Origin of the sequence: Mycobacterium heidelbergense (genome assembly GCF_050205645.1) — a bacterium.
GTDB classification, from domain to species: Bacteria; Actinomycetota; Actinomycetes; order Mycobacteriales; family Mycobacteriaceae; genus Mycobacterium; species Mycobacterium heidelbergense_A.
Genome location: NZ_JBNMQT010000019.1, coordinates 25246 through 48305, shown reverse-complemented (window position 1 = coordinate 48305; position 23060 = coordinate 25246). Strand labels below are relative to the sequence as shown.

The 23060-nt window shown below is 69.3% G+C and carries 20 protein-coding genes; 19 read left to right on the top strand and 1 reads right to left on the bottom strand.

Annotation, left to right across the window (positions count from 1 at the left end; genetic code table 11):
• Positions 1-69: 69 nt before the first annotated feature.
• Positions 70-678 (bottom strand): GNAT family N-acetyltransferase, encoded by a 609-nt coding sequence (locus ACQI5H_RS19805; RefSeq protein WP_427081017.1) that lies wholly within the window; start codon positions 676-678, stop codon positions 70-72.
• 317 nt (positions 679-995) lie between these two features.
• Between ACQI5H_RS19805 and ACQI5H_RS19800 the strand changes: the two genes are divergently transcribed.
• The 19 genes from ACQI5H_RS19800 to wag31 all read left to right on the top strand — a co-directional run bounded on the left by ACQI5H_RS19800 (position 996) and on the right by wag31 (position 23005).
• A complete protein-coding gene (locus ACQI5H_RS19800) occupies positions 996-1397 on the top strand; it encodes a DUF3040 domain-containing protein (RefSeq protein WP_427081016.1) in 402 nt (133 codons plus the stop codon).
• A 366-nt stretch (positions 1398-1763) separates the two neighbouring features.
• Positions 1764-2195: a division/cell wall cluster transcriptional repressor MraZ gene (mraZ, locus tag ACQI5H_RS19795; protein WP_076062437.1), complete on the top strand. Its 432-nt coding sequence runs from the start codon at positions 1764-1766 to the stop codon at positions 2193-2195.
• Positions 2170-3369: a 16S rRNA (cytosine(1402)-N(4))-methyltransferase RsmH gene (rsmH, locus tag ACQI5H_RS19790; protein ID WP_427081015.1), complete on the top strand. Its 1200-nt coding sequence runs from the start codon at positions 2170-2172 to the stop codon at positions 3367-3369. Before mraZ ends, rsmH begins: the two co-directional genes overlap by 26 nt.
• On the top strand, positions 3366-4529 hold the full coding sequence (locus ACQI5H_RS19785; protein ID WP_427081014.1) for a hypothetical protein: 1164 nt from the start codon (positions 3366-3368) through the stop codon (positions 4527-4529). Before rsmH ends, ACQI5H_RS19785 begins: the two co-directional genes overlap by 4 nt.
• Positions 4526-6568, top strand: a complete 2043-nt coding sequence (locus ACQI5H_RS19780) for a peptidoglycan D,D-transpeptidase FtsI family protein (protein ID WP_427081013.1) — start codon at positions 4526-4528, stop codon at positions 6566-6568. Before ACQI5H_RS19785 ends, ACQI5H_RS19780 begins: the two co-directional genes overlap by 4 nt.
• 161 nt (positions 6569-6729) lie before the next feature.
• On the top strand, positions 6730-8274 hold the full coding sequence (locus ACQI5H_RS19775) for a UDP-N-acetylmuramoyl-L-alanyl-D-glutamate--2,6-diaminopimelate ligase (protein ID WP_427081012.1): 1545 nt from the start codon (positions 6730-6732) through the stop codon (positions 8272-8274).
• Positions 8271-9830, top strand: a complete 1560-nt coding sequence (locus ACQI5H_RS19770) for a UDP-N-acetylmuramoyl-tripeptide--D-alanyl-D-alanine ligase (RefSeq protein ID WP_427081011.1) — start codon at positions 8271-8273, stop codon at positions 9828-9830. Before ACQI5H_RS19775 ends, ACQI5H_RS19770 begins: the two co-directional genes overlap by 4 nt.
• Positions 9827-10906 carry a phospho-N-acetylmuramoyl-pentapeptide-transferase gene (gene mraY, locus ACQI5H_RS19765; protein WP_427081010.1) on the top strand — a complete coding sequence of 360 codons (1080 nt, stop codon included), beginning with the start codon at positions 9827-9829 and terminating at the stop codon, positions 10904-10906. The genes ACQI5H_RS19770 and mraY overlap by 4 nt, the downstream gene beginning before the upstream one ends.
• A gap of 1 nt (position 10907) precedes the next feature.
• Positions 10908-12377, top strand: coding sequence for a UDP-N-acetylmuramoyl-L-alanine--D-glutamate ligase (gene murD, locus ACQI5H_RS19760; protein WP_427081009.1), 1470 nt, complete (start codon positions 10908-10910; stop codon positions 12375-12377).
• A gap of 6 nt (positions 12378-12383) precedes the next feature.
• Entirely contained in the window at positions 12384-14129 is a 1746-nt protein-coding gene (gene ftsW, locus ACQI5H_RS19755; RefSeq protein ID WP_427081008.1) for a putative lipid II flippase FtsW, read from the top strand.
• Positions 14126-15316, top strand: a complete 1191-nt coding sequence (gene murG, locus ACQI5H_RS19750) for an undecaprenyldiphospho-muramoylpentapeptide beta-N-acetylglucosaminyltransferase (RefSeq protein ID WP_427081007.1) — start codon at positions 14126-14128, stop codon at positions 15314-15316. Before ftsW ends, murG begins: the two co-directional genes overlap by 4 nt.
• Positions 15317-15381: 65 nt before the next feature.
• On the top strand, positions 15382-16824 hold the full coding sequence (gene murC, locus ACQI5H_RS19745; RefSeq protein ID WP_427081056.1) for a UDP-N-acetylmuramate--L-alanine ligase: 1443 nt from the start codon (positions 15382-15384) through the stop codon (positions 16822-16824).
• The gene (locus ACQI5H_RS19740) at positions 16821-17759 is read left to right on the top strand and encodes a cell division protein FtsQ/DivIB (protein WP_427081006.1); all 939 of its coding nucleotides are present in this window, start codon (positions 16821-16823) and stop codon (positions 17757-17759) included. The genes murC and ACQI5H_RS19740 overlap by 4 nt, the downstream gene beginning before the upstream one ends.
• A 234-nt stretch (positions 17760-17993) precedes the next feature.
• Entirely contained in the window at positions 17994-19151 is a 1158-nt protein-coding gene (ftsZ, locus tag ACQI5H_RS19735) for a cell division protein FtsZ (protein WP_076062373.1), read from the top strand.
• Positions 19152-19242: 91 nt separating this feature from the next.
• Positions 19243-19962, top strand: a complete 720-nt coding sequence (gene pgeF, locus ACQI5H_RS19730) for a peptidoglycan editing factor PgeF (RefSeq protein WP_427081005.1) — start codon at positions 19243-19245, stop codon at positions 19960-19962.
• A 17-nt stretch (positions 19963-19979) separates the two neighbouring features.
• Positions 19980-20771: a YggS family pyridoxal phosphate-dependent enzyme gene (locus ACQI5H_RS19725; RefSeq protein ID WP_427081055.1), complete on the top strand. Its 792-nt coding sequence runs from the start codon at positions 19980-19982 to the stop codon at positions 20769-20771.
• A 67-nt stretch (positions 20772-20838) separates the two neighbouring features.
• Positions 20839-21480 carry a cell division protein SepF gene (locus ACQI5H_RS19720; RefSeq protein WP_427081004.1) on the top strand — a complete coding sequence of 214 codons (642 nt, stop codon included), beginning with the start codon at positions 20839-20841 and terminating at the stop codon, positions 21478-21480.
• Positions 21481-21657: 177 nt separating this feature from the next.
• Positions 21658-21948: a YggT family protein gene (locus ACQI5H_RS19715; protein WP_067007636.1), complete on the top strand. Its 291-nt coding sequence runs from the start codon at positions 21658-21660 to the stop codon at positions 21946-21948.
• A gap of 241 nt (positions 21949-22189) precedes the next feature.
• Positions 22190-23005 (top strand): DivIVA-like cell division protein Wag31, encoded by an 816-nt coding sequence (gene wag31 / locus ACQI5H_RS19710; protein ID WP_427081003.1) that lies wholly within the window; start codon positions 22190-22192, stop codon positions 23003-23005.
• Positions 23006-23060 lie beyond the last annotated feature (55 nt).

The following is a 23060-nucleotide window of genomic DNA, read 5'->3' as shown; positions in this document are numbered from 1 at the left end:
GAATCCTTTGACTCTCAGTCGTGCAGAGCTGGCGGGCACGAGGTCATCGTGCCAGATCCGGCACGTCTGCTATAGGGGCAGGGCGCGGCCCAGGATCGCGAATGCCCGTGGGTCACCGGCGAAGTGGTAGCGGCGGATGACGTCGGTGAATCCCAGCCGCCGGTACAACCGCCAGGCGCGGTTGGGCTCACCGTTGGTTTCGGGCGTGGAGAGCAGGACGTTGCGTTCACCGCGGCCGGTCAGCAGCCGCCGGGCCAGTGCCTCGCCCAGGCCGCGGCCCTGCGCGCGGGGGTGGATGTGCAATTCGGTCAGCTCGAAGTAGCTGGTCATCAGCCGGGTGATCTCCTGAGACGGCAGGCCGCCCCGCTGCAAGCCCAGGACGACCTGTTGCTGCCACCACTGACCGGGCGCCCCGGGGTATCCGTAGGCCACGCCGAGCAGCGGCGCGTCGGTCAACTCCGCCGTCGACGGCGCCGCGCCGGTTGCGTCGGCTTCGACGTCGGCTTCAACAACGGCGGCTCCCTGCCACCCTTGTCGCCGAATGTGCTCCAGCCACATGGCGGCGCGCTGGTTCCCGGTGCCCCTTGGGTAGCGCATCGCGTCGACGTAGACGCCGAGGGCATCACCGAGGCGGCGCTCCATATCGTCCGGCGGCAGATCGATGAGGAATATCGCCAACTCGCGGTGTCCTCCTCAGCCGTCCAGTGATTCGGTGTCACGCCGTGCTGAGGCCTCATGGTGCCTCGGCCGTGCGCGCCTATCGCCATTATCGGACTCGGCGATGGACGGCGGTCGAGCGGTCGCGCTAACGGGCCATCGCCGTTGCGGCCCACATGATTGCCGGAATGATCGCCGGGCGGCGCGGGGGATAGAATCGCCGACGAACCAGTGGTACGCCGCAGATAGACCTCGTATCATCTGAGTTAGTTGCCCCCACAACGGGCATCCGCGTGATATCGATAGTTACGTGCCAAGCGGTCGGCAAGGAGGGACGAATGCCACTCTCCGATCATGAGCAGCGGATGCTCGATCAGATCGAGAGCGCTCTCTATGCCGAGGACCCCAAGTTCGCCTCGAGCGTACGTGGCGGAGGGTTCCGGGCGCCGACGGCACGGCGGCGGTTGCAGGGCGCGGCGCTGTTCATCATCGGTTTGGCGATGCTGGTGTCCGGCGTGGCATTCAAGGCGACGATGATCGGGAATTTCCCAATTCTCAGCGTTTTTGGCTTCATCGTGATGTTCGGCGGCGTGGTGTTCGCGATCACCGGCCCGCGGTTGGCCGGCAGGTCGGGCCACTCGGGTTCGGTGCCGGGAAGGCAGCAGCGTCGCGGCAAGGGCGGTGGGGGCTCGTTCACCAGTCGTATGGAGGACCGGTTCCGCCGTCGCTTCGACGATTAGCCGGATCGCCTGAAATAGCATCACCTGACACAGCGGGGTAGCCGATGGCTACCCCGTTTTCGTGTTCGAGCCCAATTCGAGCCCGAAACGATCCCAAACCGAGCCCCACTTAGCCCCACGCGCGCGCCCCACTTGGCCCCACCGACCGACTTTGGCGCCTTGAAATGCGTGTTTCCGACGCCGTGGTTGGGTCCCCGCGCGACCCCAGGCCGCGGTCCGGCGGCCCAACGTGGCGGATGACTCGGAAAACCCGGCGACGACACGGCGGTAATGGGGCGAAGTGGGGGATTGTGGGGTATGGTGGCTGAAGCGTTTGGGCGAGCGTTTGGGTGAGGCGAAAGCCGGGTCTCCATGGGAGGTGAGCTGGTGTTTCTCGGCACCTACACGCCCAAGCTCGACGACAAAGGGCGGCTGACGTTGCCCGCCAAATTCCGCGATGCACTGGCAGGGGGGTTGATGGTCACCAAGAGCCAAGATCACAGCCTGGCTGTGTACCCGCGGACGGAATTCGAGCAGCTGGCCCGGCGGGCGAGCAAGACTTCGCGAAGCAATCCGGAAGCCAGGGCATTCCTGCGCAATCTCGCGGCCGGCACCGACGAGCAGCATCCCGACGCGCAGGGACGCATCACCCTGTCGTCCGACCATCGCCGCTACGCCAACCTTTCCAAGGACTGCGTGGTGATCGGGGCGGTCGACTACCTGGAGATCTGGGATGCGCAGGCCTGGCACGACTACCAGCAAACCCACGAAGAGAACTTCTCCGCGGCCAGCGATGAAGCACTCGGCGACATCATCTGAGGCGCATGCCCGTGCATCGTGGCCTCTGCCCGAACCGACCCTGGCGTACTTCCCCAACGCCAGGTTCGTGCCTTCGGACAGGGACCTCGGTGCCTGGGCGTCTCGCCCGATCCGGGGAGGTGTTGCGGTGGTTGACGATCCAGAAGATTTGGGCCCACGGAAATTCGGGCATGTGCCCGTCCTGGCGCAACGTTGTGTCGACCTGCTCACCCCAGCATTGACCCGCTACCACCCGGGCGGCTCGGGAGCGGTCCTCGTCGACGCCACCATAGGTGCAGGCGGGCACGCGGAGCGGTTCCTCACCGAATTGCCGGGCCTGCGGCTGATCGGGCTCGACCGCGACCCCAGCGCGCTGGACATCGCCCGCAGTCGGCTGAGGCAGTTCGAAGACCGAATCACGTTGGTGCACACGCGCTATGACGGGCTTGCCGCGGCGCTGGCCGAATCAGGTTACGCCCCAGTCGAATCGGTGGACGGTGTGCTGTTCGATCTCGGCGTCTCGTCGATGCAGCTCGACCGCGCGGAGCGGGGCTTTGCGTATGCCCAGGACGCGCCGCTGGACATGCGGATGGACCCGCGCTCGCCGCTCACGGCGGCCGACATCGTCAACACCTACGACGAGCGCGCCCTGACGGACATCCTGCGCCGCTACGGTGAGGAGCGCTTCGCGCGCCGCATCGCCGCCCACATCGTCCGGCAGCGTGCCCGTACCCCGTTGACGTCGACGTCCGAGCTGGTTGCCCTGATCTACCAAGCGATTCCGGCCCCGGCCCGGCGTACCGGCGGGCATCCGGCGAAGCGCACGTTTCAGGCGCTGCGGATCGCGGTCAACGAGGAGCTGGATTCGTTGCGGGGCGCCATTCCCGCCGCGCTGGACGCCCTGACCGCCGCGGGCCGCATCGTGGTGCTGGCCTACCAGTCCCTGGAAGACCGCATCGTCAAGCGCGTGTTCGCCGACGCGATCGCCTCGCGCTCGCCGGTGGACCTGCCGGTCGAGTTACCGGGGCACGCACCGCGATTCAGGTCGTTGACGCGCGGTGCCGAACGCGCCGACGCCGCCGAGATCGAGCGCAACCCGCGCAGCGCCGCGGTGCGATTACGGGCCTTGCAACGGGTGCAACACGGGGTGGAACCGAATGCCGAAGCGCAGACAACCGGGAAGGGCGACGCATGAAGGCAAAGCGCGACACCCAGAAACGCCGCGCTGTCGGTGACCGCCGGGATCGACGCGACGGCGCCGCCCGCAAAAGTCGGCGCGCCGCCGCAGAGTCGGCATCGTCGCGGCGGACCCGGCCGGGCAGGAGCGCCGCGCCCACCCGCGACGCCCGGGTGCCCAAGTCGGGTCCGCAGACCAGCCCGATCGCCCGGCCGGTCGAGCGGCCGGTCCGCCCCAAGAACACGAGTCAGGCCAAGGCCCGGGCCAAGGCGCGAAAAGCCAAGGCGCCCAAGGTTGTCCGGCCTCGCCTGAGTGAACGTTTGGCCACCCGGCTGGCATCGATCGACCTGCGGCCCCGGACGTTGGCACGCAAGGTGCCGTTCGTCGTGCTGGTGATCGGGGCCCTCGGTCTCGGGCTGGGCCTGACGCTGTGGTTGTCCACCGATTCCGCGGAGCGCTCCTACCAATTGAGCCACGCCCGGGAGAAGAACCGGCTGCTGCAGCAGCAGAAGGAGTCACTGGAACGCGATGTGCGCGAGGCGGAGTCGGCGCCCGCTCTCGCCGAGGCGGCCCGCAAGCAGGGCATGATCCCGACGCGGGACACGGCCCACCTGGTCCAGGATCCGGCCGGCAACTGGGTCGTCGTGGGCACGCCCAAGCCGGCCGACGGCGTTCCGCCGCCGCCCCTGAACACCAAGCTTCCCGAGCCGGGCCCGCCGCCACCCCCGAAGCCGGCGGCGCTTCCCCCGGAGGTCCCGGTTCGGGTACAGGCCGTCCCCGCCGGTCCTGGTGTTCCGCCGGCGCCGGCCAGGTCTGGGCCGGAGGCGTTGCTGCGCGCGCCTGATGGCTCGACGACGGTCGGCGGCCAGCACCTGACGCAGCCCACTTCGCCGCTGCCGGGCATGCCCGGCGGGCCGGCCATCGGGCAGTTCCCCGGTGTGCTACCGCTGCCGGGCCTGCCGGCGCCCGCGAGTCCGCCGCCCGTGGGTCCGGCGACAGGAAGCCCTGCGACTGGGCCGCTGCCTGCCGAAGTGTCAGTTCCGTTGGGCGGGCTGCCGATCCCGGCCGCGCCCCGGGTGCCCGCGCCGCTGCCCGCCGAGGTGCCGGTTCCGGTGCAACCGGGGGCGCAAGCGCCCCAGGCTGTGGCGCCGGCGCCGGTGACGGGTGCGCCCCGGTGAGCCGGGGCGAGTCCCGGCGCGCCCGCCGGTCGCCGACGACCCGCGGTCCCGGTAGTGCGCGGGGAGCCAAGGAGGTTGGGAAGACGAGGCGAGCCCGCAAGCCGGAGAAAGCCGCGAAAGCCCAGAAAGCCCCGAAGGCCAAGGAGGCCAACAAGTCCCGCGCGGCCGGACGGTCCGATGCGCCGGGTCGCTCCACACGGGAGCGGCGGACCCGTCAGCTGGTGGACGCCGGCACACGCGGCGCGTCGTTTGTTTTCCGGCATCGAGCCGGCAATGCGGCCATCTTGGCGCTGATGCTGGTGGCGGTGGTCCAGCTGTTCGTCCTGCAGGTGACGAACGCCCCGACGCTGCGGGCCCAGGCGGCCGGCCAGCTCAAGGTCACCGACGTCGAAAAGGCCGTCCGCGGCAGCATCGTCGACCGCAACAGCGAACGCCTGGCGTTCACCATCGAGTCGCGGGCGTTGACGTTCCAGCCGAAGCGGATTCGCAAGCAACTGGAAGAGGCCAAGAACAAGAACTCGGCCGCACCCGATCCGCAGCAGCGGACGCGGGACATCGCCAAGGAGGTCGCGGCCCGGCTGAACAACAAGCCGGACTACCAGACCGTCCTCAAGAAGTTGCAAAGCAACGACAACTTCGTCTACCTGGCTCGCGCCGTCGACCCAGCCGTCGCCGGCGCGATCTCCGACAAGTATCCCGAAGTCGGTTCGGAGCGGCAGGATCTGCGCCAGTACCCAGGCGGATCGCTGGCTGCCAACATCGTCGGCGGCATCGACTGGGACGGGCACGGGCTGCTGGGGCTGGAGGACTCGCTGGACGCCGTGCTGTCGGGAACCGACGGCTCGGTCACCTACGACCGCGGCTCGGACGGCGTGGTCATCCCCGGCAGTTACCGCAACCGGCATCGGGCGGTCAACGGTTCGACCGTCCAGCTCACCATCGACGACGACATCCAGTTCTACGTTCAGCAGCAAGTCCAACTGGCCAAGGACGCCTCTGGGGCGCACAACGTTTCGGCCGTCGTGCTGGACTCCAAGAACGGCGACGTGCTGGCGATGGCCAACGACAACACCTTCGACCCGTCGCAAGACATCGGGCGTCAGGGTGACAAGCAGCTGGGCAACCTGGTGGTGTCCTCGCCGTTCGAGCCGGGCTCGGTGAACAAGGTGATCACCGCGTCCTCGGTCATCGAATACGGCCTGTCCAACCCCGACGAGGTGCTGCAGGTACCCAACTCGATCCAGATGGGCGGGGTCACCGTGCATGACGCCTGGGAACACGGCGTGATGCCCTACACCACCACCGGCATATTCGGAAAGTCGTCGAACATCGGCACCCTGATGCTGGCGCAGCGTGTTGGCCCGGAACGCTTCTACGACATGCTCCGCAAGTTCGGGCTGGGTCAGCGCACCGGCGTCGGGCTGCCCGGTGAGAGCGCCGGCGTGGTGCCGCCCATCGACCAGTGGTCGGGCAGCACCTTCTCGAACCTGCCTATCGGCCAAGGCCTTTCGATGACCCTGCTGCAGATGACAGACATGTACCAGACCATCGCCAACGACGGGGTGCGGGTACCGCCGCGGATCATCAAGGCCACCATCGCGCCCGACGGCACTCGCACCGAAGAACCCCGCCCGGAGGGGATTCGGGTGGTGTCGCAGCAGACGGCGCAGACCGTGCGGGGCATGCTGCGCGCCGTCGTGCAGCGCGACCCGATGGGGTACCAGCAGGGCACCGCGCCGGCGGCCGGTGTACCTGGCTATCAAATTGCCGGCAAGACGGGTACCGCCCAGCAGATCAACCCCGGCTGCGGTTGCTACTTCGACGACGTCTACTGGATCACCTTCGCCGGAATGGCGCCCGCCGACAACCCCCGTTACGTCATCGGCATCATGATGGACAACCCGCAGCGCAACGCCGACGGCACTCCGGGACACTCGGCGGCCCCGCTGTTCCACAACATCGCCGGCTGGCTGATGCAGCGGGAGAACGTCCCGCTGTCACCCGACCCGGGTCCGCCACTGACGCTGCAAGCCACCTAGGGGCCGACCACCCCCTAGCCGTTGAGTGTGCGGTGAGGGCGCCACCAGCGCGCACTGAGAGCCCTCAACGCACACTCGACGGACGAGCCAACCTCGTTGGGCCGTGCGCCTAGGTAGGGTGTCATGGCTGATCATGGGGATCAGGCCGCGTCGTCAGGGAGGTGACACAGGTGGTGGCCACTGGGTTGCGTCCCCGCGATGCTGCGGGCGTGCGGTTGCCCGCGCTGGCCGCCCAGGTGGGCGCCGTTCTGGCGGGCCAGGCCGCGGCCGTGCCGGACGTGGCGATCACCGGTGTGACGCTGCGTGCCCAGGATGTTCAGCCCGGTGACCTGTTCGCCGCCCTGCCCGGCTCGTCCACCCACGGCGCGCGATTTGCCGGCGAGGCGATCGAACGCGGCGCCGTCGCGGTGCTCACCGACGCCGCCGGGCTCGCGGAGATGGGCGCCCAGGGCGGCAGCGTGCCCACCCTGGTGCACCCCGCGCCCCGCAGCGTGCTCGGTGGCCTGGCCGCCACGGTGTATGGAAACCCCTCCGAGAAGATGACCATCGTCGGCATCACCGGAACGTCGGGCAAGACCACCACGACTTATCTGGTCGAGTCCGGTCTGCGGTCGGGCGGGCGCACCCCGGGGCTCATCGGCACCGTCGGCATCCGCATCGACGGCATCGACGTTCCCAGCACGCTGACGACCCCGGAAGCGCCCACGCTGCAGGCGATGCTGGCCGCCATGGCCGAACGCGGGGTCGACACCGTGGTCATGGAGGTGTCCAGCCACGCCCTGACGCTGGGCCGGGTGGACGGCACCGGATTCGCGGTGGGCGCTTTCACCAACCTCTCCCGTGACCACCTCGACTTTCACCCCACCATGGCCGACTACTTCGAGGCCAAGGCGTTGCTGTTCGACCCCGACTCCGCGCTGCGCGCCCGGACGGCGGTGGTGTGCATCGACGACGACGCCGGGCGCGCGATGGCCGCTCGGGCGGGCGCGGCGATCACGGTCAGCGCCGAAGACCAGCCCGCCGATTGGCGAGCCGTCGACGTCGCGCCGATGGGAGCCGGGGGACAGGAGTTCACCGTCGTCGACCCCGGCGGCGGCCGGCACCGGGTCGGCATCCGGCTGCCCGGGCGCTACAACGTCGCCAATTGCCTTGTCGCGCTGGCCATTCTCAACGCCGTCGGGGTCTCCGTCGAACAGGCGTCGCCGGGACTACTCGAAACCCGGGTCCCCGGGCGGCTGGAAGAGATCGACTGCGGCCAGGATTTCCTCGCGCTGGTCGACTACGCCCACAAGCCGGGCGCGCTGCGGGCCGTGCTGACCACGCTGCTGCGGCCGGGTCGACGGCTGGCCGTGGTGTTCGGCGCCGGCGGCGACCGCGACCCGGGCAAGCGGCGGCCGATGGGCGAAATCGCCGCCGAGCTGGCCGATTTGGTCGTCGTAACCGACGACAACCCGCGCGACGAGGACCCCGCGGCAATCCGCCGCGAAATCCTCGCGGGAGCGGCCGAGGGCAGGGCCAAGGTCGTTGAGATCGGCGACCGTCGCGCGGCGATCGACCACGCCGTCGCCTGGGCCGGCCCTGGTGATGTGATCGTGATCGCCGGCAAGGGCCACGAGACCGGGCAGCGCAGCGCGGGCCATACTCGGCCCTTCGACGATCGGGTGGAGCTCGCCGACGCGATACGGGCCCGCGGGGCCGCGCGATGATCGACCTGACTGTCGCCCAGATCGCCGAGATCGTCGGCGGCACGCTCGCGGACATCTCGCCCGAGGCCGCCGCCGAACTCCGCATCACCGGGAGCGTCGAATTCGACTCGCGCGCAATCGGTCCCGGGGGGCTGTTCCTGGCTCTGCCCGGGGCCCGCTCGGACGGGCACGACCATGCCGGCTCGGCGGTCGCCGCCGGCGCGGTCGCCGTGCTGGGCGCCCGGCCCGTCGGGGTCCCCGCCATCGTCGTGCCCCCGGCGGGCCCCGCGGATTCGCGCGCCAGCGTGCTCGAGCATGACGCCGACGGGTCGGGCGCCGCGGTCCTGGCCGCGCTGGCCAAGCTGGCCACGGCGGTGGCCGCGGAGCTGGTCGCCGGCGGGCTGACCATCATCGGGATAACCGGCTCGTCGGGAAAGACCTCCACCAAAGACTTGGTGGCGGCCGTCCTCCGGCCGCTGGGCGAGGTGGTGGCCCCACCCGGATCGTTCAACAACGAACTGGGCCATCCGTGGACGGTGTTGCGCGCGACGCGGGGCACCGACTTCTTGATCCTGGAGATGTCGGCCCGGCACCCCGGCAACATCGCCGAGCTGGCGCGCATCGCCCCGCCCGCCATCGGGGTAGTCCTCAACGTCGGCACCGCCCACCTGGGTGAGTTCGGCTCGCATGAGGCTATTGCCCGCACCAAAGCCGAACTGCCACAAGCTGTTCCGGAATCCGGCGTGGTCATCCTCAACGTCGACGACCCGACGGTGGCCGCGATGGCCCATGTCACCGCGGCCTGGGTGGTCCGGGTGAGCCGGGCCAGCCAGACCGACTCCGGGCCCAGCGACGTCTGGGCGGAAAACGTGTCGTTGGACGAATTGGCCAGGCCGCGTTTTACCCTGCACGCGATGGACCCGCGAGGCGCTGTTGAGGCGGAGGTGCAGCTCGGCGTGTATGGCGATCACCAGGTCACCAACGCGCTGTGCGCCTCCGCCGTCGCGCTGCAATGCGGCGCCAGCGTCGGGCAGGTGGCCGCCGCGCTCGCCGAAGCCGGGCCCGTGTCGAGGCACCGGATGCAGGTGACCACCCGCGCCGACGGGGTGACGGTGATCGACGACGCCTACAACGCCAACCCCGACTCGATGCGGGCCGGGCTGCAGGCGCTGGCGTGGATCGCCCATGGCGGCGAAGAGCGGGCCCGGCCCCGGCGCAGCTGGGCCGTGCTGGGCGAAATGGCCGAGCTCGGCGACGACGCGATAACCGAGCACGATCGCATCGGCCGGCTGGCGGTGCGCTTAGATGTGTCTCGACTCGTTGTGGTGGGAATGGGGAGGTCGATGAGCGCCATGCACCACGGAGCGGTCATGGAGGGCTCGTGGGGCTCGGAGACCGGTCCGGGGGCCGATAGAGGGGCCGTGAACGTCGCCGACGGCGACGCCGCCCTGGCCTTGCTGCGGGCCGAAGTGCAACCCGGCGACGTGGTGCTGGTCAAGGCGTCGAACGCGGCCGGACTCGGCGGCCTGGCCGACGCTCTGGCCGCCGATAACGCCGCCGGCGGGGCGCGCCCATGAGACAGATCCTCATCGCCGTCGCCGTCGCGGTGGCCGTCTCAATCCTGTTGACTCCAGCGCTGATTCGGCTGTTCACCAAGCAGGGCTTCGGCCACCACACCCGCGAGGACGGGCCCCCCAGCCACCACACCAAGCGCGGCACGCCGTCGATGGGCGGGGTGGCGATCGTGGCCGGCATCTGGGCCGGCTATCTGGGCGCGCACCTCGTCGGGCTGGCATTCGACGGCGGGGGGATCTCCGCGTCTGGGCTGCTGGTGCTGGGCCTGGCCACCGTGCTCGGAGGCGTCGGATTGGTCGATGACCTGATCAAAATCCGCAGGTCGCGCAACCTTGGGCTGAACAAGACGGCCAAGACGGTCGGGCAGATCACCGCCGCGGTGTTGTTCGGCGTGCTGGTGTTGCAGTTCCGCAACGCCAACGGCTTGACACCGGCCAGCGCGGATTTGTCCTACGTCCGCGAAATCGCCACCGTCACACTGGCTCCCGGACTGTTCGTGCTGTTCTGCGTGGTCGTCGTCAGCGCCTGGTCCAACGCGGTCAATTTCACCGACGGCCTGGACGGGCTGGCCGCCGGAACCATGGCGATGGTCACCGGGGCCTACGTTTTGATCACCTTCTGGCAGTACCGCAACGCCTGCGTCACCGCGCCGGGGCTGGGCTGCTACAACGTGCGGGATCCGTTGGACCTGGCGATCATCGCGGCCGCGACCGCGGGCGCGTGCATCGGCTTTCTGTGGTGGAACGCTGCGCCGGCCAAGATCTTCATGGGGGACACCGGGTCGCTGGCGCTGGGCGGCATCATCGCGGGGCTGTCGGTCACCAGCCGCACCGAGATCCTCGCCGTCGTGCTGGGTTCGCTGTTCGTCGCCGAGGTCACCTCGGTTGTCCTGCAAATCCTGGCTTTTCGCACCACCGGGCGCCGGGTGTTCCGGATGGCGCCCTTCCATCACCATTTCGAGTTGGTCGGCTGGGCCGAAACCACGGTGATCATCCGCTTCTGGCTGCTCACCGCGATCACCTGCGGTCTGGGCGTGGCCCTTTTCTACGGTGAGTGGCTCGCCGCGATCGGTGCCTGACATGTCCGGGCTCGAGCCGCTGGCGCCGGGCGCGCCGGTGCTGGTGGCCGGCGGCGGCGTCACGGGCCGGGCGGCCCTGGCGGCCCTGAAGCGTTTTGGTGCGGCCGCGACCCTGTGTGACGACGATCCCGCCACGCTGCGCGACTACGCCGAGAGCGGGGTAGCCAGCATGGCCACATCGGCTGCCACGCAACGGATCTCGGACTTCCCCTTGGTCGTCACCAGCCCCGGCTTTGCACCGACCACGCCGCTACTGGCGGCCGCCGCGGCGGCCGGCGTGCCCGTTTGGGGCGACGTGGAGCTCGCCTGGCGGCTGGAGGCGGCGGGCTACTACGGGCCGCCGCGCCGCTGGCTGGTCGTCACCGGCACGAACGGCAAGACCACGACGACGTCGATGCTGCAGGCCATGTTGATGGCGGCGGGCCGGCGCAGCCTGCTGTGCGGCAACATCGGCACCCCGGTGCTGGACCTCCTGGAGGAAGACTCGGCCGAGCCCGCCGAGCTGCTGGCCGTCGAGCTGTCGAGTTTCCAGCTGCACTGGGCGCCGTCGCTGCGGCCCGAGGCGGGCGTGGTGCTCAACATCGCCGAAGACCACCTGGACTGGCATGGCACTCTGGCCGACTACGCCGCGGCCAAGGCCCGGGTGCTGAACGGCACGGTGGCGGTCGTTGGTCTGGACGACGCCCGGGCCGCCGCCCTGCTGGATGCCGCGGCTGCGCCGGTGCGGGTGGGCTTTCGGCTCGGTGAACCGGCCGCGGGCGAACTCGGCGTGCGCGACGGCCAGCTGGTCGACCGCGCCTTCTCCGACGACCTGACGCTGTTGCCGGCCGAGTCGATACCGGTGCCCGGCCCGGTCGGGGTTCTCGATGCCCTGGCCGCCGCGGCGCTGGCCCGTAGCGTCGGTGTGCCCGCCGAGGCGATCGCCGCCGCGATCGCCTCGTTCCGGGTGGGCCGGCATCGGGCTGAGGTGGTGGCCGTCGCCGACGGGATCACCTACGTCGACGACTCCAAGGCCACCAACCCGCACGCCGCCGAAGCGTCGGTGTTGGCCTACCCGCGGGTGGTCTGGGTGGCTGGTGGTTTGCTGAAGGGCGCATCCATCGACGCCGAGGTCGCCAGGATCGCATCTCGGCTGGTCGGAGCGGTGCTAATCGGCCGAGATCGCGGAGAGGTTGCAGAGGCGTTATCGCGACACGCGCCGGATGTCCCCGTCGTCCACGTTGTGACAGGCGAGGATGCTGATATGCATGCGACTGCTGTGGTCTCTGGTACCTATGTGACAGAAGTGAAACATTCGAGCGACGATCTCGGCATTCGCGTCATGACCGCGGCCGTGGGGGCGGCCCGCGACATGGCAAAGCCCGGCGACACGGTGCTGCTGGCACCGGCCGGCGCGTCGTTTGACCAGTTCACCGGATACGCCGACCGTGGCGACGCTTTCGCCGCCGCCGTGCGCGCGGCGATCCGGTAGGCGGGTATGGGTCACGCGCTGAACCGGTTCTTACGCCGGGACAAGGGTCGGGACAAGGGCCGGGACAAGGGAACGAACGCAACCCCGGCCAAGCGGGCCGAGGCCGAAGAACCGGCCGCCGCGACGGACGCGGCCGAACCAGACGCCATGCTCGACGAGGAACCCTACGACGCAGGCCCCGACGACGCCGGTTCCGACGACGCGGCCTTTGAGGCCCCGGCCGAGCCCGAAACCAAGGCGGAAGTAGCAACGCCGCAGGCTAAGGCTTCGGGGAGCGAAGATGGCGGCCCGCGCAACCGGTTCCGCAACCGGTTCGGCGCCTGGCTCGGCCGGCCGCTGACCTCGTTCCACCTGATCATCGCCGTCGCCGGTTTGCTGACCACGCTCGGGCTGATCATGGTGCTGTCGGCCTCCGGCGTGCGGTCCTACGGCGACGACGGCTCCGCCTGGATCATCTTCGGCAAGCAGGTCCTGTGGACGGTCATCGGGGTCATCGGCGCCTACTTCGCGATGCGGATGCCGGTGCGGTTCATCCGCCGCGTCGCGTTCCCCGGATACGTGGTCACCATCATCCTGCTGGTGCTGGTGCTGGTGCCGGGAATCGGCAACCTGGCCAACGGCTCTCGCAAGTGGTTCGTGATCGCCGGCTTTTCCATGCAGCCCTCCGAGCTGGCGAAAATCGCGTTCGCCATCTGGGGTGCGCATCTGCTGGCGGCGCGACGAATGGAGCGGGCCTCGCTGCGCGAGATGCTGATCCCGTTGGTGCCGGCGGCGGTCATCGCGCTGGCGCTGATCGTGGCCCAGCCCGACCTCGGGCAGACGGTCTCGCTGGGCATCATCCTGTTGGCCCTGCTGTGGTATGCCGGGTTGCCGCTGCGGGTCTTCGTCACGTCGCTGTTCGCGGTGTTCATCGCCGGCGCGATCCTGGCGATGTCCGCCGGTTACCGCTCGGACCGGGTGCGCTCCTGGATGAACCCGGAAACCGACCCCCAGGACACCGGTTACCAGGCGCGGCAGGCGAAATTCGCGCTGGCCCACGGCGGCATCTTCGGCGACGGTCTGGGCCAGGGTGTGGCCAAGTGGAATTACCTGCCCAACGCGCACAACGACTTCATCTTCGCGATCATCGGCGAGGAACTCGGCTTCGTCGGGGCGTTCGCGCTGCTGGTGCTGTTCGGGTTGTTCGCGTACACCGGCATGCGGATCGCGCGCCGCTCCGCCGACCCGTTCCTGCGGCTGCTGACCGCCACCACCACGATGTGGGTGCTGGGCCAGGCGTTCATCAACATCGGCTACGTGATCGGCGTGCTGCCGGTCACCGGTTTGCAGCTGCCGCTCATATCTGCCGGCGGAACATCAACGGCCGCAACACTTTTCATGATTGGAATCGTCGCCAACGCGGCGCGCCATGAACCCGAGGCGGTCGCCGCGCTGCGAGCCGGCCGCGACGACAAGATGAACCGGCTGCTGCGGTTGCCGCTGCCCCAGCCGTATGTGCCGACCCGCATCGAGGCGTTCCGCGATCGCAAGCGGACCCGTCCCGCCGCCGGGGGCCGAAAGGCCGCCCAGGGGCCCGCGCGGAAGGCTGCCCGGAACCCCGACCCGCCGCTGCGGCCGGCTTTCCCCCGTACGGCTGGCCGCCCGGCCCGTCGCTCAGGGCATCATGGATCTGGCCAGCGCCGCGCCAGTCAGGCCGCCGGCCAGCGTCAACCACGGCGCGCTCGTGCATTGGAAGGTCAGCGTTACGGGTGAACAACACGGTCAGGAAGGCGACCGGCGGGCGGGGGAAAAATTCCTCGCCCGCCGGTGCCGCTTTGTCGGTCGTACTGGCCGGGGGCGGCACCGCGGGGCACGTCGAGCCCGCGATGGCAGTCGCCGACGCGCTGTCCGCCCTGGATCCGCAGGTCCGGATCACCGCGCTGGGCACCGCGCGCGGGCTCGAGACCAGGCTGGTGCCCGAGCGCGGCTACCACCTCGAGCTGATCACGCCGGTCCCGCTGCCGCGTAAGCCCACGGGCGACCTGGCGCGGCTGCCGACGCGGGTGTGGCGCGCCGTTCGAGAGACCCGCGCGGTGCTCGACGCCGTCGACGCCGACGTGGTCATCGGGTTCGGCGGTTACGTGGCCCTGCCCGCCTACCTCGCCGCGCGCGGCATTCCCGGGCCGCTACGTCGCAGGCGCCGCATTCCGGTGGTGATCCACGAGGCCAACGCCCGCGCCGGGCTGGCCAATCGCGTCGGCGTGCGCGGCGCGGACCGGGTGCTGTCCGCGGTGCCGGATTCCGGGCTGCGCCGCGCCGAGGTCGTCGGCGTCCCGGTCCGCGCGGCCATCACCGCGCTGGACCGCGCGGCACTGCGCGCCGAAGCGCGCCGGCACTTCGGCTTCGCTCCCGACGCTCGGGTGCTGCTGGTTTTCGGGGGTTCCCAGGGCGCGGTCTCGCTCAACCGCGCGGTCTCGGGCGCCGCCGCCGAGCTGGCCGCCGCGGGCGTGTCCGTGCTGCATGCGCACGGCCCCAAGAACACCCTCGAACTGCGCACACCCGAGCCCGGCGATCCGCCCTACGTGGCGGTGCCGTATCTGGACCGGATGGACCTGGCCTACTCCGCCGCCGACCTGGTGATCTGCCGCTCCGGCGCGATGACGGTCGCCGAAGTGTCGGCGGTAGGCCTGCCGGCCATCTACGTGCCGTTGCCGATCGGCAACGGCGAGCAGCGGCTCAACGCCCTGCCGGTGGTCGACGCCGGCGGCGGCGTGCTCGTCGCCGACGCGGATCTGACGCCGAGCCTGGTCGCCCGGCGGGTGATCGGCCTGCTCACCGATCCGCGGCGGCTCGCTGCGATGACCGCGGCGGCCGCCCGGGTGGGGCATCCGGACGCGGCGCGGCGGGTGGCCCAGGCGGCGCTAGACGTCGCGCGGTTGGCGGCCGGGGGCCGGCGGTGAGCGGCACCGAGCCGTTGCCCCCCGAGCCACGCCCCGAGCTGCCTCCCGAGCTGCAGAGGGTGCACATGGTGGGTATCGGGGGTGCCGGCATGTCCGGCATCGCCCGCATCCTGCTGGACCGCGGCGGCCAGGTATCCGGCTCGGACGCCAAGGAATCGCGCGGCATCCACGCGTTGCGGGCCCGCGGGGCGCTGATCCGGATCGGACACGACGCGTCGTCGCTGGATCTGCTGCCCGGCGGCGCCACCGCGGTCATCACCACCCACGCCGCGATCCCGAAGACCAACCCGGAGCTCGTCGAGGCCCGGCGCCGCGGCATTCCCGTGGTGCTGCGACCGGTGGTGCTGGCCAAGCTGATGGCTGGGCGCACCACGCTGATGGTCACCGGCACGCATGGCAAGACCACGACGACCTCGATGCTGATCGTCGTCCTGCAGCACTGCGGGCTGGACCCGTCGTTCGCGGTCGGCGGGGAGCTCGGCGAGGCCGGCACGAACGCCCACCATGGCAGCGGCACCTGTTTCGTTGCCGAGGCCGACGAAAGCGACGGCTCGCTACTCGAGTACACGCCCAACGTCGCGGTGGTCACCAACATCGAGACCGACCACCTCGACTTCTATGGCAGCGCCGACGCCTACGTCGGGGTGTTCGACACCTTCGTGGAGCGGCTCGCCCCGGGGGGAGCGCTGGTGGTGTGCACCGACGACCCCGGCGCGGCGGCGCTGGCCCAACGCAGCGCGGAGTTGGGAATTCGGGTGCTGCGCTACGGGTCCGGGCCGCAAGGGCAGTCGGACCAGGACCTGGCCGGCGCGCTGCTGTCGTGGGAGCAGCAGGGCACCGGGGCCGTTGCGGACATCCAGTTGGCCGGCGAATCGCACCCGCGCGTTATGCGGCTTTCGGTGCCCGGGAGACACATGGCGCTCAACGCGCTGGGCGCGCTGCTGGCGGCGGTCGAGGTCGGCGCCCCGGCCGACGCCGTGCTCGACGGGCTCGCCGGCTTCGAAGGGGTGCGGCGCCGATTCGAACTCGTCGGGTCGGCAAGCGTCGGCAAGGGGTCGGTGCGGGTATTCGACGACTACGCCCACCATCCGACGGAGATCAGCGCGACTCTGGCGGCGGTGCGCACGGTGCTCGAGCAGAGCGGTGAGGGCCGCGCGCTGGTGGTGTTCCAGCCCCATTTGTATTCGCGGACAAAGGCTTTCGCGGCGGATTTCGGACATGCGCTGGACGCCGCCGACGAGGTGTTCGTGCTCGACGTCTACGGGGCACGCGAACAACCCCTTGCGGGTGTCAGCGGGGCAAGCGTTGCCGAGCACGTCAGCGTGCCGGTGCGCTACCTCCCGCACTTCTCGGCGGTTGCCCAGGAGGTGGCCGCGGCCGCCGGGCCGGGCGATGTCATCGTGACGATGGGTGCCGGCGACGTGACCATGCTGGGGCCGGAGATCGTGACCGCGCTGCGGGTGCGGGCCAACCGCGAGGCGCCCGGTCAGCCCGGGGTGCCGCAATGAGCGAACCCGACGACGCCCCGCCGACCGACCTGGCGGCCGGCTCTGCCTCGGATGCTGACAGCGCGGTGACCGAACCCCTCGGAGCGCAAAACAGTGAAACCCAAGCGGAGGAACCCGAATTCGAGGGGCCGCGGCGGCGCGCCCGCCGCGAACGGGCCGAGCGCCGTGCCGCCCAGGAGCGCGCCCGCGCGATCGAGGAAGCGCGCCGCGAGGCCAAGCGCCGTGTCAGTGGCCGCATCGTCAACCAGCCCAAACCCGTTGCGCGGGGCGTTGTTCGAGGCCTGAAAATGTTGTTGGTGTCGGTGGTGATCGCCGTCGTCGGGGTGGGGCTCGGGCTGATTCTGTACTTCACGCCCGCGATGTCGGCCCGCAACATCGTTGTCACCGGGCTTTCGGTGGTGACCCGCGAGGAGGTCCTCGACGCCGCGCGGGTGCGGCCCGGCACACCGCTCTTGCAGATCAACACCAACCAGGTCGCCGACCGGGTGGCGACGATTCGCCGGGTGGCCAGCGCGCGGGTGCAGCGTCAGTACCCGTCGGCGCTGCGGATCACCATCGTCGAGCGAGTCCCAGTGGCAGTGAAGGATTTTGCCGACGGCCCACACCTGTTCGATCGCGACGGCGTTGACTTCGCGACGGCTCCGCCACCGCCGGCGTTGCCGTACCTCGATGTGGCCAATCCGGGGCCGACCGACCCGGTGACCAAGGCCGCGCTGCAGGTTTTGTTGGCGCTGCGGCCCGAGGTCGCGAGTCAGGTCGGTCGGGTCGCGGCGCCCTCGGTGGCGTCGATCACCCTGACCCTGGCCGATGGGCGGGTGGTGATCTGGGGGACCACCGACCGCACCGAGGAGAAGGCCGAAAAGCTGGTGGCGTTGTTGACGCAGCCCGGCAAGACCTACGACGTGTCCAGTCCCGATCTGCCGACCGTGAAATAGCGGCGACGGCCCGAATGTGCGGCCAGCCGCACGCCCGGCGCCGAATGTGCGGCCAGCCGCACGTTCGACGTCACAAAATTTGCGCGTGCCGCGTCGGCGCGCCTGCGAGATTCGCGCGCGTGATGCCCATACCGTTCTGGTTGCGGAACTACTTGACATAACTCTAAATCTATGGTTGAGGTTGAGAGTTTGCCAGGCGGAGACACCGAGTCCCACCAGGGAGGAAGAGAAATGATGACCCCCCCGCACAACTACTTGGCCGTCATCAAGGTCGTGGGTATCGGTGGCGGCGGCGTCAACGCCGTCAACCGGATGATCGAGCAGGGCCTCAAGGGCGTGGAGTTCATCGCGATCAACACGGACGCGCAGGCGTTGTTGATGAGCGATGCCGACGTCAAGCTCGACGTCGGCCGCGACTCCACCCGCGGATTGGGCGCCGGCGCGGACCCCGAGGTGGGCCGCAGGGCCGCCGACGACGCCAAGGACGAGATCGAGGAGCTGCTGCGCGGGGCGGACATGGTGTTCGTCACCGCCGGCGAAGGCGGCGGCACCGGCACCGGCGGGGCACCCGTCGTCGCCAGCATCGCCCGCAAACTCGGGGCGTTGACCGTCGGCGTCGTCACTCGGCCGTTCTCGTTCGAGGGCAAGCGGCGCAGCAACCAGGCCGAAACCGGCATCAATTCGCTGCGCGAGAGCTGCGACACCCTGATCGTGATCCCCAACGACCGGCTGTTGCAGATGGGCGATGCCGCGGTGTCGCTGATGGACGCGTTCCGCAGCGCCGACGAGGTGCTGCTCAACGGCGTGCAGGGCATCACCGACCTGATCACCACGCCGGGGTTGATCAACGTCGACTTCGCCGACGTCAAGGGCATCATGTCGGGCGCGGGTACGGCGCTGATGGGCATCGGCTCGGCGCGAGGCGAGGGCCGCTCGCTCAAGGCCGCCGAGATCGCGATCAACTCGCCACTGCTGGAGGCATCGATGGAGGGCGCGCAGGGCGTGCTGATGTCGATCGCCGGCGGCAGCGACCTGGGCCTGTTCGAGATCAACGAGGCGGCATCGCTGGTGCAGGACGCCGCCCACCAGGACGCCAACATCATCTTCGGCACCGTCATCGACGACTCGCTGGGCGACGAGGTGCGGGTCACCGTCATCGCGGCGGGCTTCGACGCGTCCGGCCCGGGTCGCAAACCCCTGCTCGGCGGGAGTGCCGACAAGGGGGAGAAGACCGGCGCGCACCGCATCGAGTCGGCAAAGGCCGGCAAGCTCACCTCGACGTTGTTCGAGCCTGTCGACGCCGTCAGTGTGCCGGTGCACACCAACGGTTCGACGCTGAGCATTGGCGGCGACGACGACGACGTCGACGTGCCGCCGTTCATGCGCCGCTGAGGGTCTCATTTTGCTTGCCAGTCCGCGACAAACCGGCCGCGGCGGAACGTCGCTGACACCTGAACGGCAAGGGCGTCCGGATACTGGGCATGTGAGCGTTCGCATCCGGCGGGTGACCACCACCCGCGCGGGCGGCGTCTCGGTGGCGCCGTTCGACTCCTTCAACCTCGGCGACCACGTCGGCGACGACCCGAAGGCCGTCGCCGCCAACCGCGCCCGGCTGGCCGCCGCCATCGGCCTGAGTGTTCAGGGGGGCGCCGACCGGGTGGTGTGGATGAACCAGGTGCATGGCGATCGAGTCGAGGTGGTCGACGAGCCGCGGGATGCCGCCGTCGACGAGACCGACGCGTTGGTGACCACCACGCCCCGCCTGGCGCTGGCGGTGGTGACCGCCGACTGCGTACCGGTGCTGCTGGCCGACGCGCGCGCCGGTGTGGCCGCGGCGGTGCATGCCGGCCGCGTCGGGGCTCAGCGGGGCGTGGTCGCGCGCGCGGTGGAGGCAATGCTGCGGCTGGGCGCCCACGCGGGCGACATTTCGGCCCTGCTCGGCCCGGCGGTCAGCGGCCGTCACTACGAGGTGCCCGCGGCCATGGCCGACGAGGTCGAGGCGGCACTGCCGGGCAGCCGCACCACGACGGCGGCCGGGACGCCCGGACTCGACCTTCGTGCCGGAATCGCTTGTCAGCTAAGGGATTTGGGCGTCACTTCGATCGACATCGATCCGCGCTGCACGGTGGCCGACCCGACACTGTTCAGCCATCGCCGGGGTGCGCCGACCGGGCGGCTGGCATCGCTGGTCTGGATGGAGTGACCGCCGTGGCGGTGGACATGGGGGCGGCGGGGTCGAGTCAAGGAAACCGGGAATCGGAATTGACTCATGCGTTGGCAGCGGTCCGTTCGCGACTCGCGATGGCCGCGGAAGCGGTGGGTCGCAATGTCGGCGAAATTGAACTTCTCCCCATTACCAAATTCTTTCCAGCAACCGATGTTGCGATTTTGTCTCGATTGGGTTGTCGATGCGTTGGCGAATCGCGGGAGCAGGAAGCCGCGGCAAAGGTGGCCGAACTCACTCGATTGTCGGAAGCTCGGGGTCGAACGGATACCGGGCGCGCGGATTGGCTGGAACTGCACTGGCACATGGTTGGGCGGATTCAGCGGAAGAAAGCCCGTTCCCTGGCTCGCTGGGCCCACACCGCCCACTCGGTCGACAGCGCGCAGCTGGTGACCGCGCTGGACCGAGCCGTCGCGGCGGCCCTGGCCGAGGGGAGTCGCGACAACCCGCTGCGGGTCTACGTGCAGGTGAGCCTCGACGGCGACGCGTCGCGCGGCGGCGTCGACATTCGGGCGCCGGGGGCCGTCGACGACGTCTGTCGGCAGGTTCAGCAGTCGAAATGCCTGGAGCTGGTCGGATTGATGGGCATCCCGCCGCTGGACTGGGACCCGGACGAGGCCTTTGACCGCCTGCAATTGGAGCACCGTCGAGTCCTCGAATCGCACCCGAACGCGGTGGGCCTGTCCGCCGGCATGTCCGACGATCTGGAAATTGCCGTCAAACATGGTTCGACGTGTGTGCGTGTCGGTACCGCGCTATTGGGTCCGCGGCAGTTACCGTCACCGTGAGTAGTCACTGTAGTCACATCTTCATCACGGACACCAATAATCCCAGGGGCTAGAAGGGGTCAACGCAATGAGCACACTGCATAAGGTCAAGGCCTACTTCGGTATGGCCCCGATGGACGACTACGACGACGAGTACTACGACGACCACGCCCCGTCTCGCGGCTTCCCGCGCCCTCGCTTCGACGACGGGTACGGCCGCTACGAGGGACGGGACTACGACGACCCACGCGGCGAGCCGGACTACCCACCGCCCGGTGGCTATCGCGGTGGCTACGGCGACGAACCGCGCTACAGCCCCGTCCATCCCCGCGACTTCGACCGGTCCGACATGAGCAGGCCGCGCGTCGGGTCGTGGTTGCGCAATTCCACCCGCGGCGCACTGGCGATGGACCCACGCCGCATGGCGATGATGTTCGAAGAAGGCCACCCGCTGTCGAAGATCACCACGCTGCGGCCCAAGGACTACAGCGAGGCCCGCACCATCGGCGAGCGGTTCCGGGATGGCACCCCCGTCATCATGGACCTGGTGTCGATGGACAACGCCGACGCGAAGCGACTGGTCGACTTCGCGGCCGGCCTGGCCTTCGCGCTGCGCGGCTCGTTCGACAAGGTCGCGACCAAGGTCTTCCTGCTGTCGCCCGCCGACGTCGACGTCACACCGGAGGAGCGTCGCCGGATCGCCGAAACCGGCTTCTACGCTTACCAATAACCCGTAGACCAACAGCCAGGTCACCCGCTTGAGCTGCGATGCCGCCCACACTTGATGTGTGACGCTGTATGCAGTCGGTACGCTGGCCATTGCCGCGCTAGCGTGCGGCGACTGACATCAGGCGACTGACACCGTCAGTCTTCGTCAGTCTTCATTATCGGTAAGGTCGGGCTCTCGTTGGTGCTGTTCTTTCAGATCCTTGGGTTTGCGCTGTTCATCTTCTGGCTGCTGCTCATCGCTCGGGTCGTCGTCGAGTTCATCCGCTCGTTCAGCCGTGACTGGCGTCCCACCGGCATCACCGTGGTGATCCTGGAGATCATCATGTCGATCACCGATCCACCGGTGAAGCTGCTACGTCGGCTGATCCCCCAACTCACCATCGGAGCCGTGCGCTTCGACCTGTCCATCATGGTGCTGCTGCTGGTCGCGTTCATCGGCATGCAACTGGCGTTCGGCGCCGCGGCATGACCCACCCGCATGCGACCGGGCGACGGTTCGGCCACGGTTCGACGTCGGTTTGATGCGCGCAATTTTAAAATTTTAAGGATTGGGATTTTATTGCTCTTAGTCTGTGAAATTGGTTCTTATTTATCGGCCTAATCGGCAACCGCCGAGTCTGGTGTGACAGGATGGGCGGCAGTTGCACAACGGCTACCACTCCGTTCTACACTTTCCAGAACGTTTGACAGGAACTTGAGGGGAACGAACAATGCCGCTTACACCAGCCGACGTCCACAATGTGGCGTTCAGTAAGCCACCAATCGGCAAGCGCGGTTACAACGAGGACGAGGTCGACGCCTTCCTCGACTTGGTGGAGAACGAGCTGACGCGGCTCATAGAAGAGAACTCCGATCTGCGACAGCGGATCGAGGAGCTCGACCGGGAGCTGGCCGCCGGCGGCGGCGCCGGTGCTGGCCCCTCCGTTGCGGCTCAGCCGACTCAGGCGATTCCTGTCCGCGAACCCGAACCCGAGCCCGTCAAGCCGGCGCCTGTGGCGGCGCCCGAACCGGCGGCGTTCGCGGGAACCACCGAGGAGCAGGCCATGAAGGCCGCTCGGGTGCTGAGCCTCGCTCAGGACACCGCCGACCGGCTGACCAGCACCGCCAAGGCCGAGTCGGACAAGATGCTGGCCGATGCCCGCGCCAACGCCGACCAGATCCTGAGCGAGGCCCGCAGCACCGCCGACAGCACTGTCGCCGAGGCCCGGCAGCGCGCCGACGCGATGCTGGCCGACGCCCAAACCCGCTCCGAGACGCAGTTGCGGCAGGCCCAGGAGAAGGCCGACGCCCTGCAGGCCGACGCGGAACGCAAGCACTCCGAGATCATGGGAACCATCAACCAGCAGCGCACGGTGCTGGAAGGCCGGCTCGAGCAGCTGCGCACTTTCGAACGCGAGTACCGCACCCGACTCAAGACCTACCTGGAATCTCAGCTCGAGGAACTCGGCCAGCGCGGATCGGCGGCGCCCGTCGACTCCAGCGCGGATGCCGGCGGGTTCGACCAATTCAATCGGGGTAACAACTAGCCCGCCATCCGTGCCGGACTGCAGGGTTGGCACACTGGACCCGCACTAGGCAGTC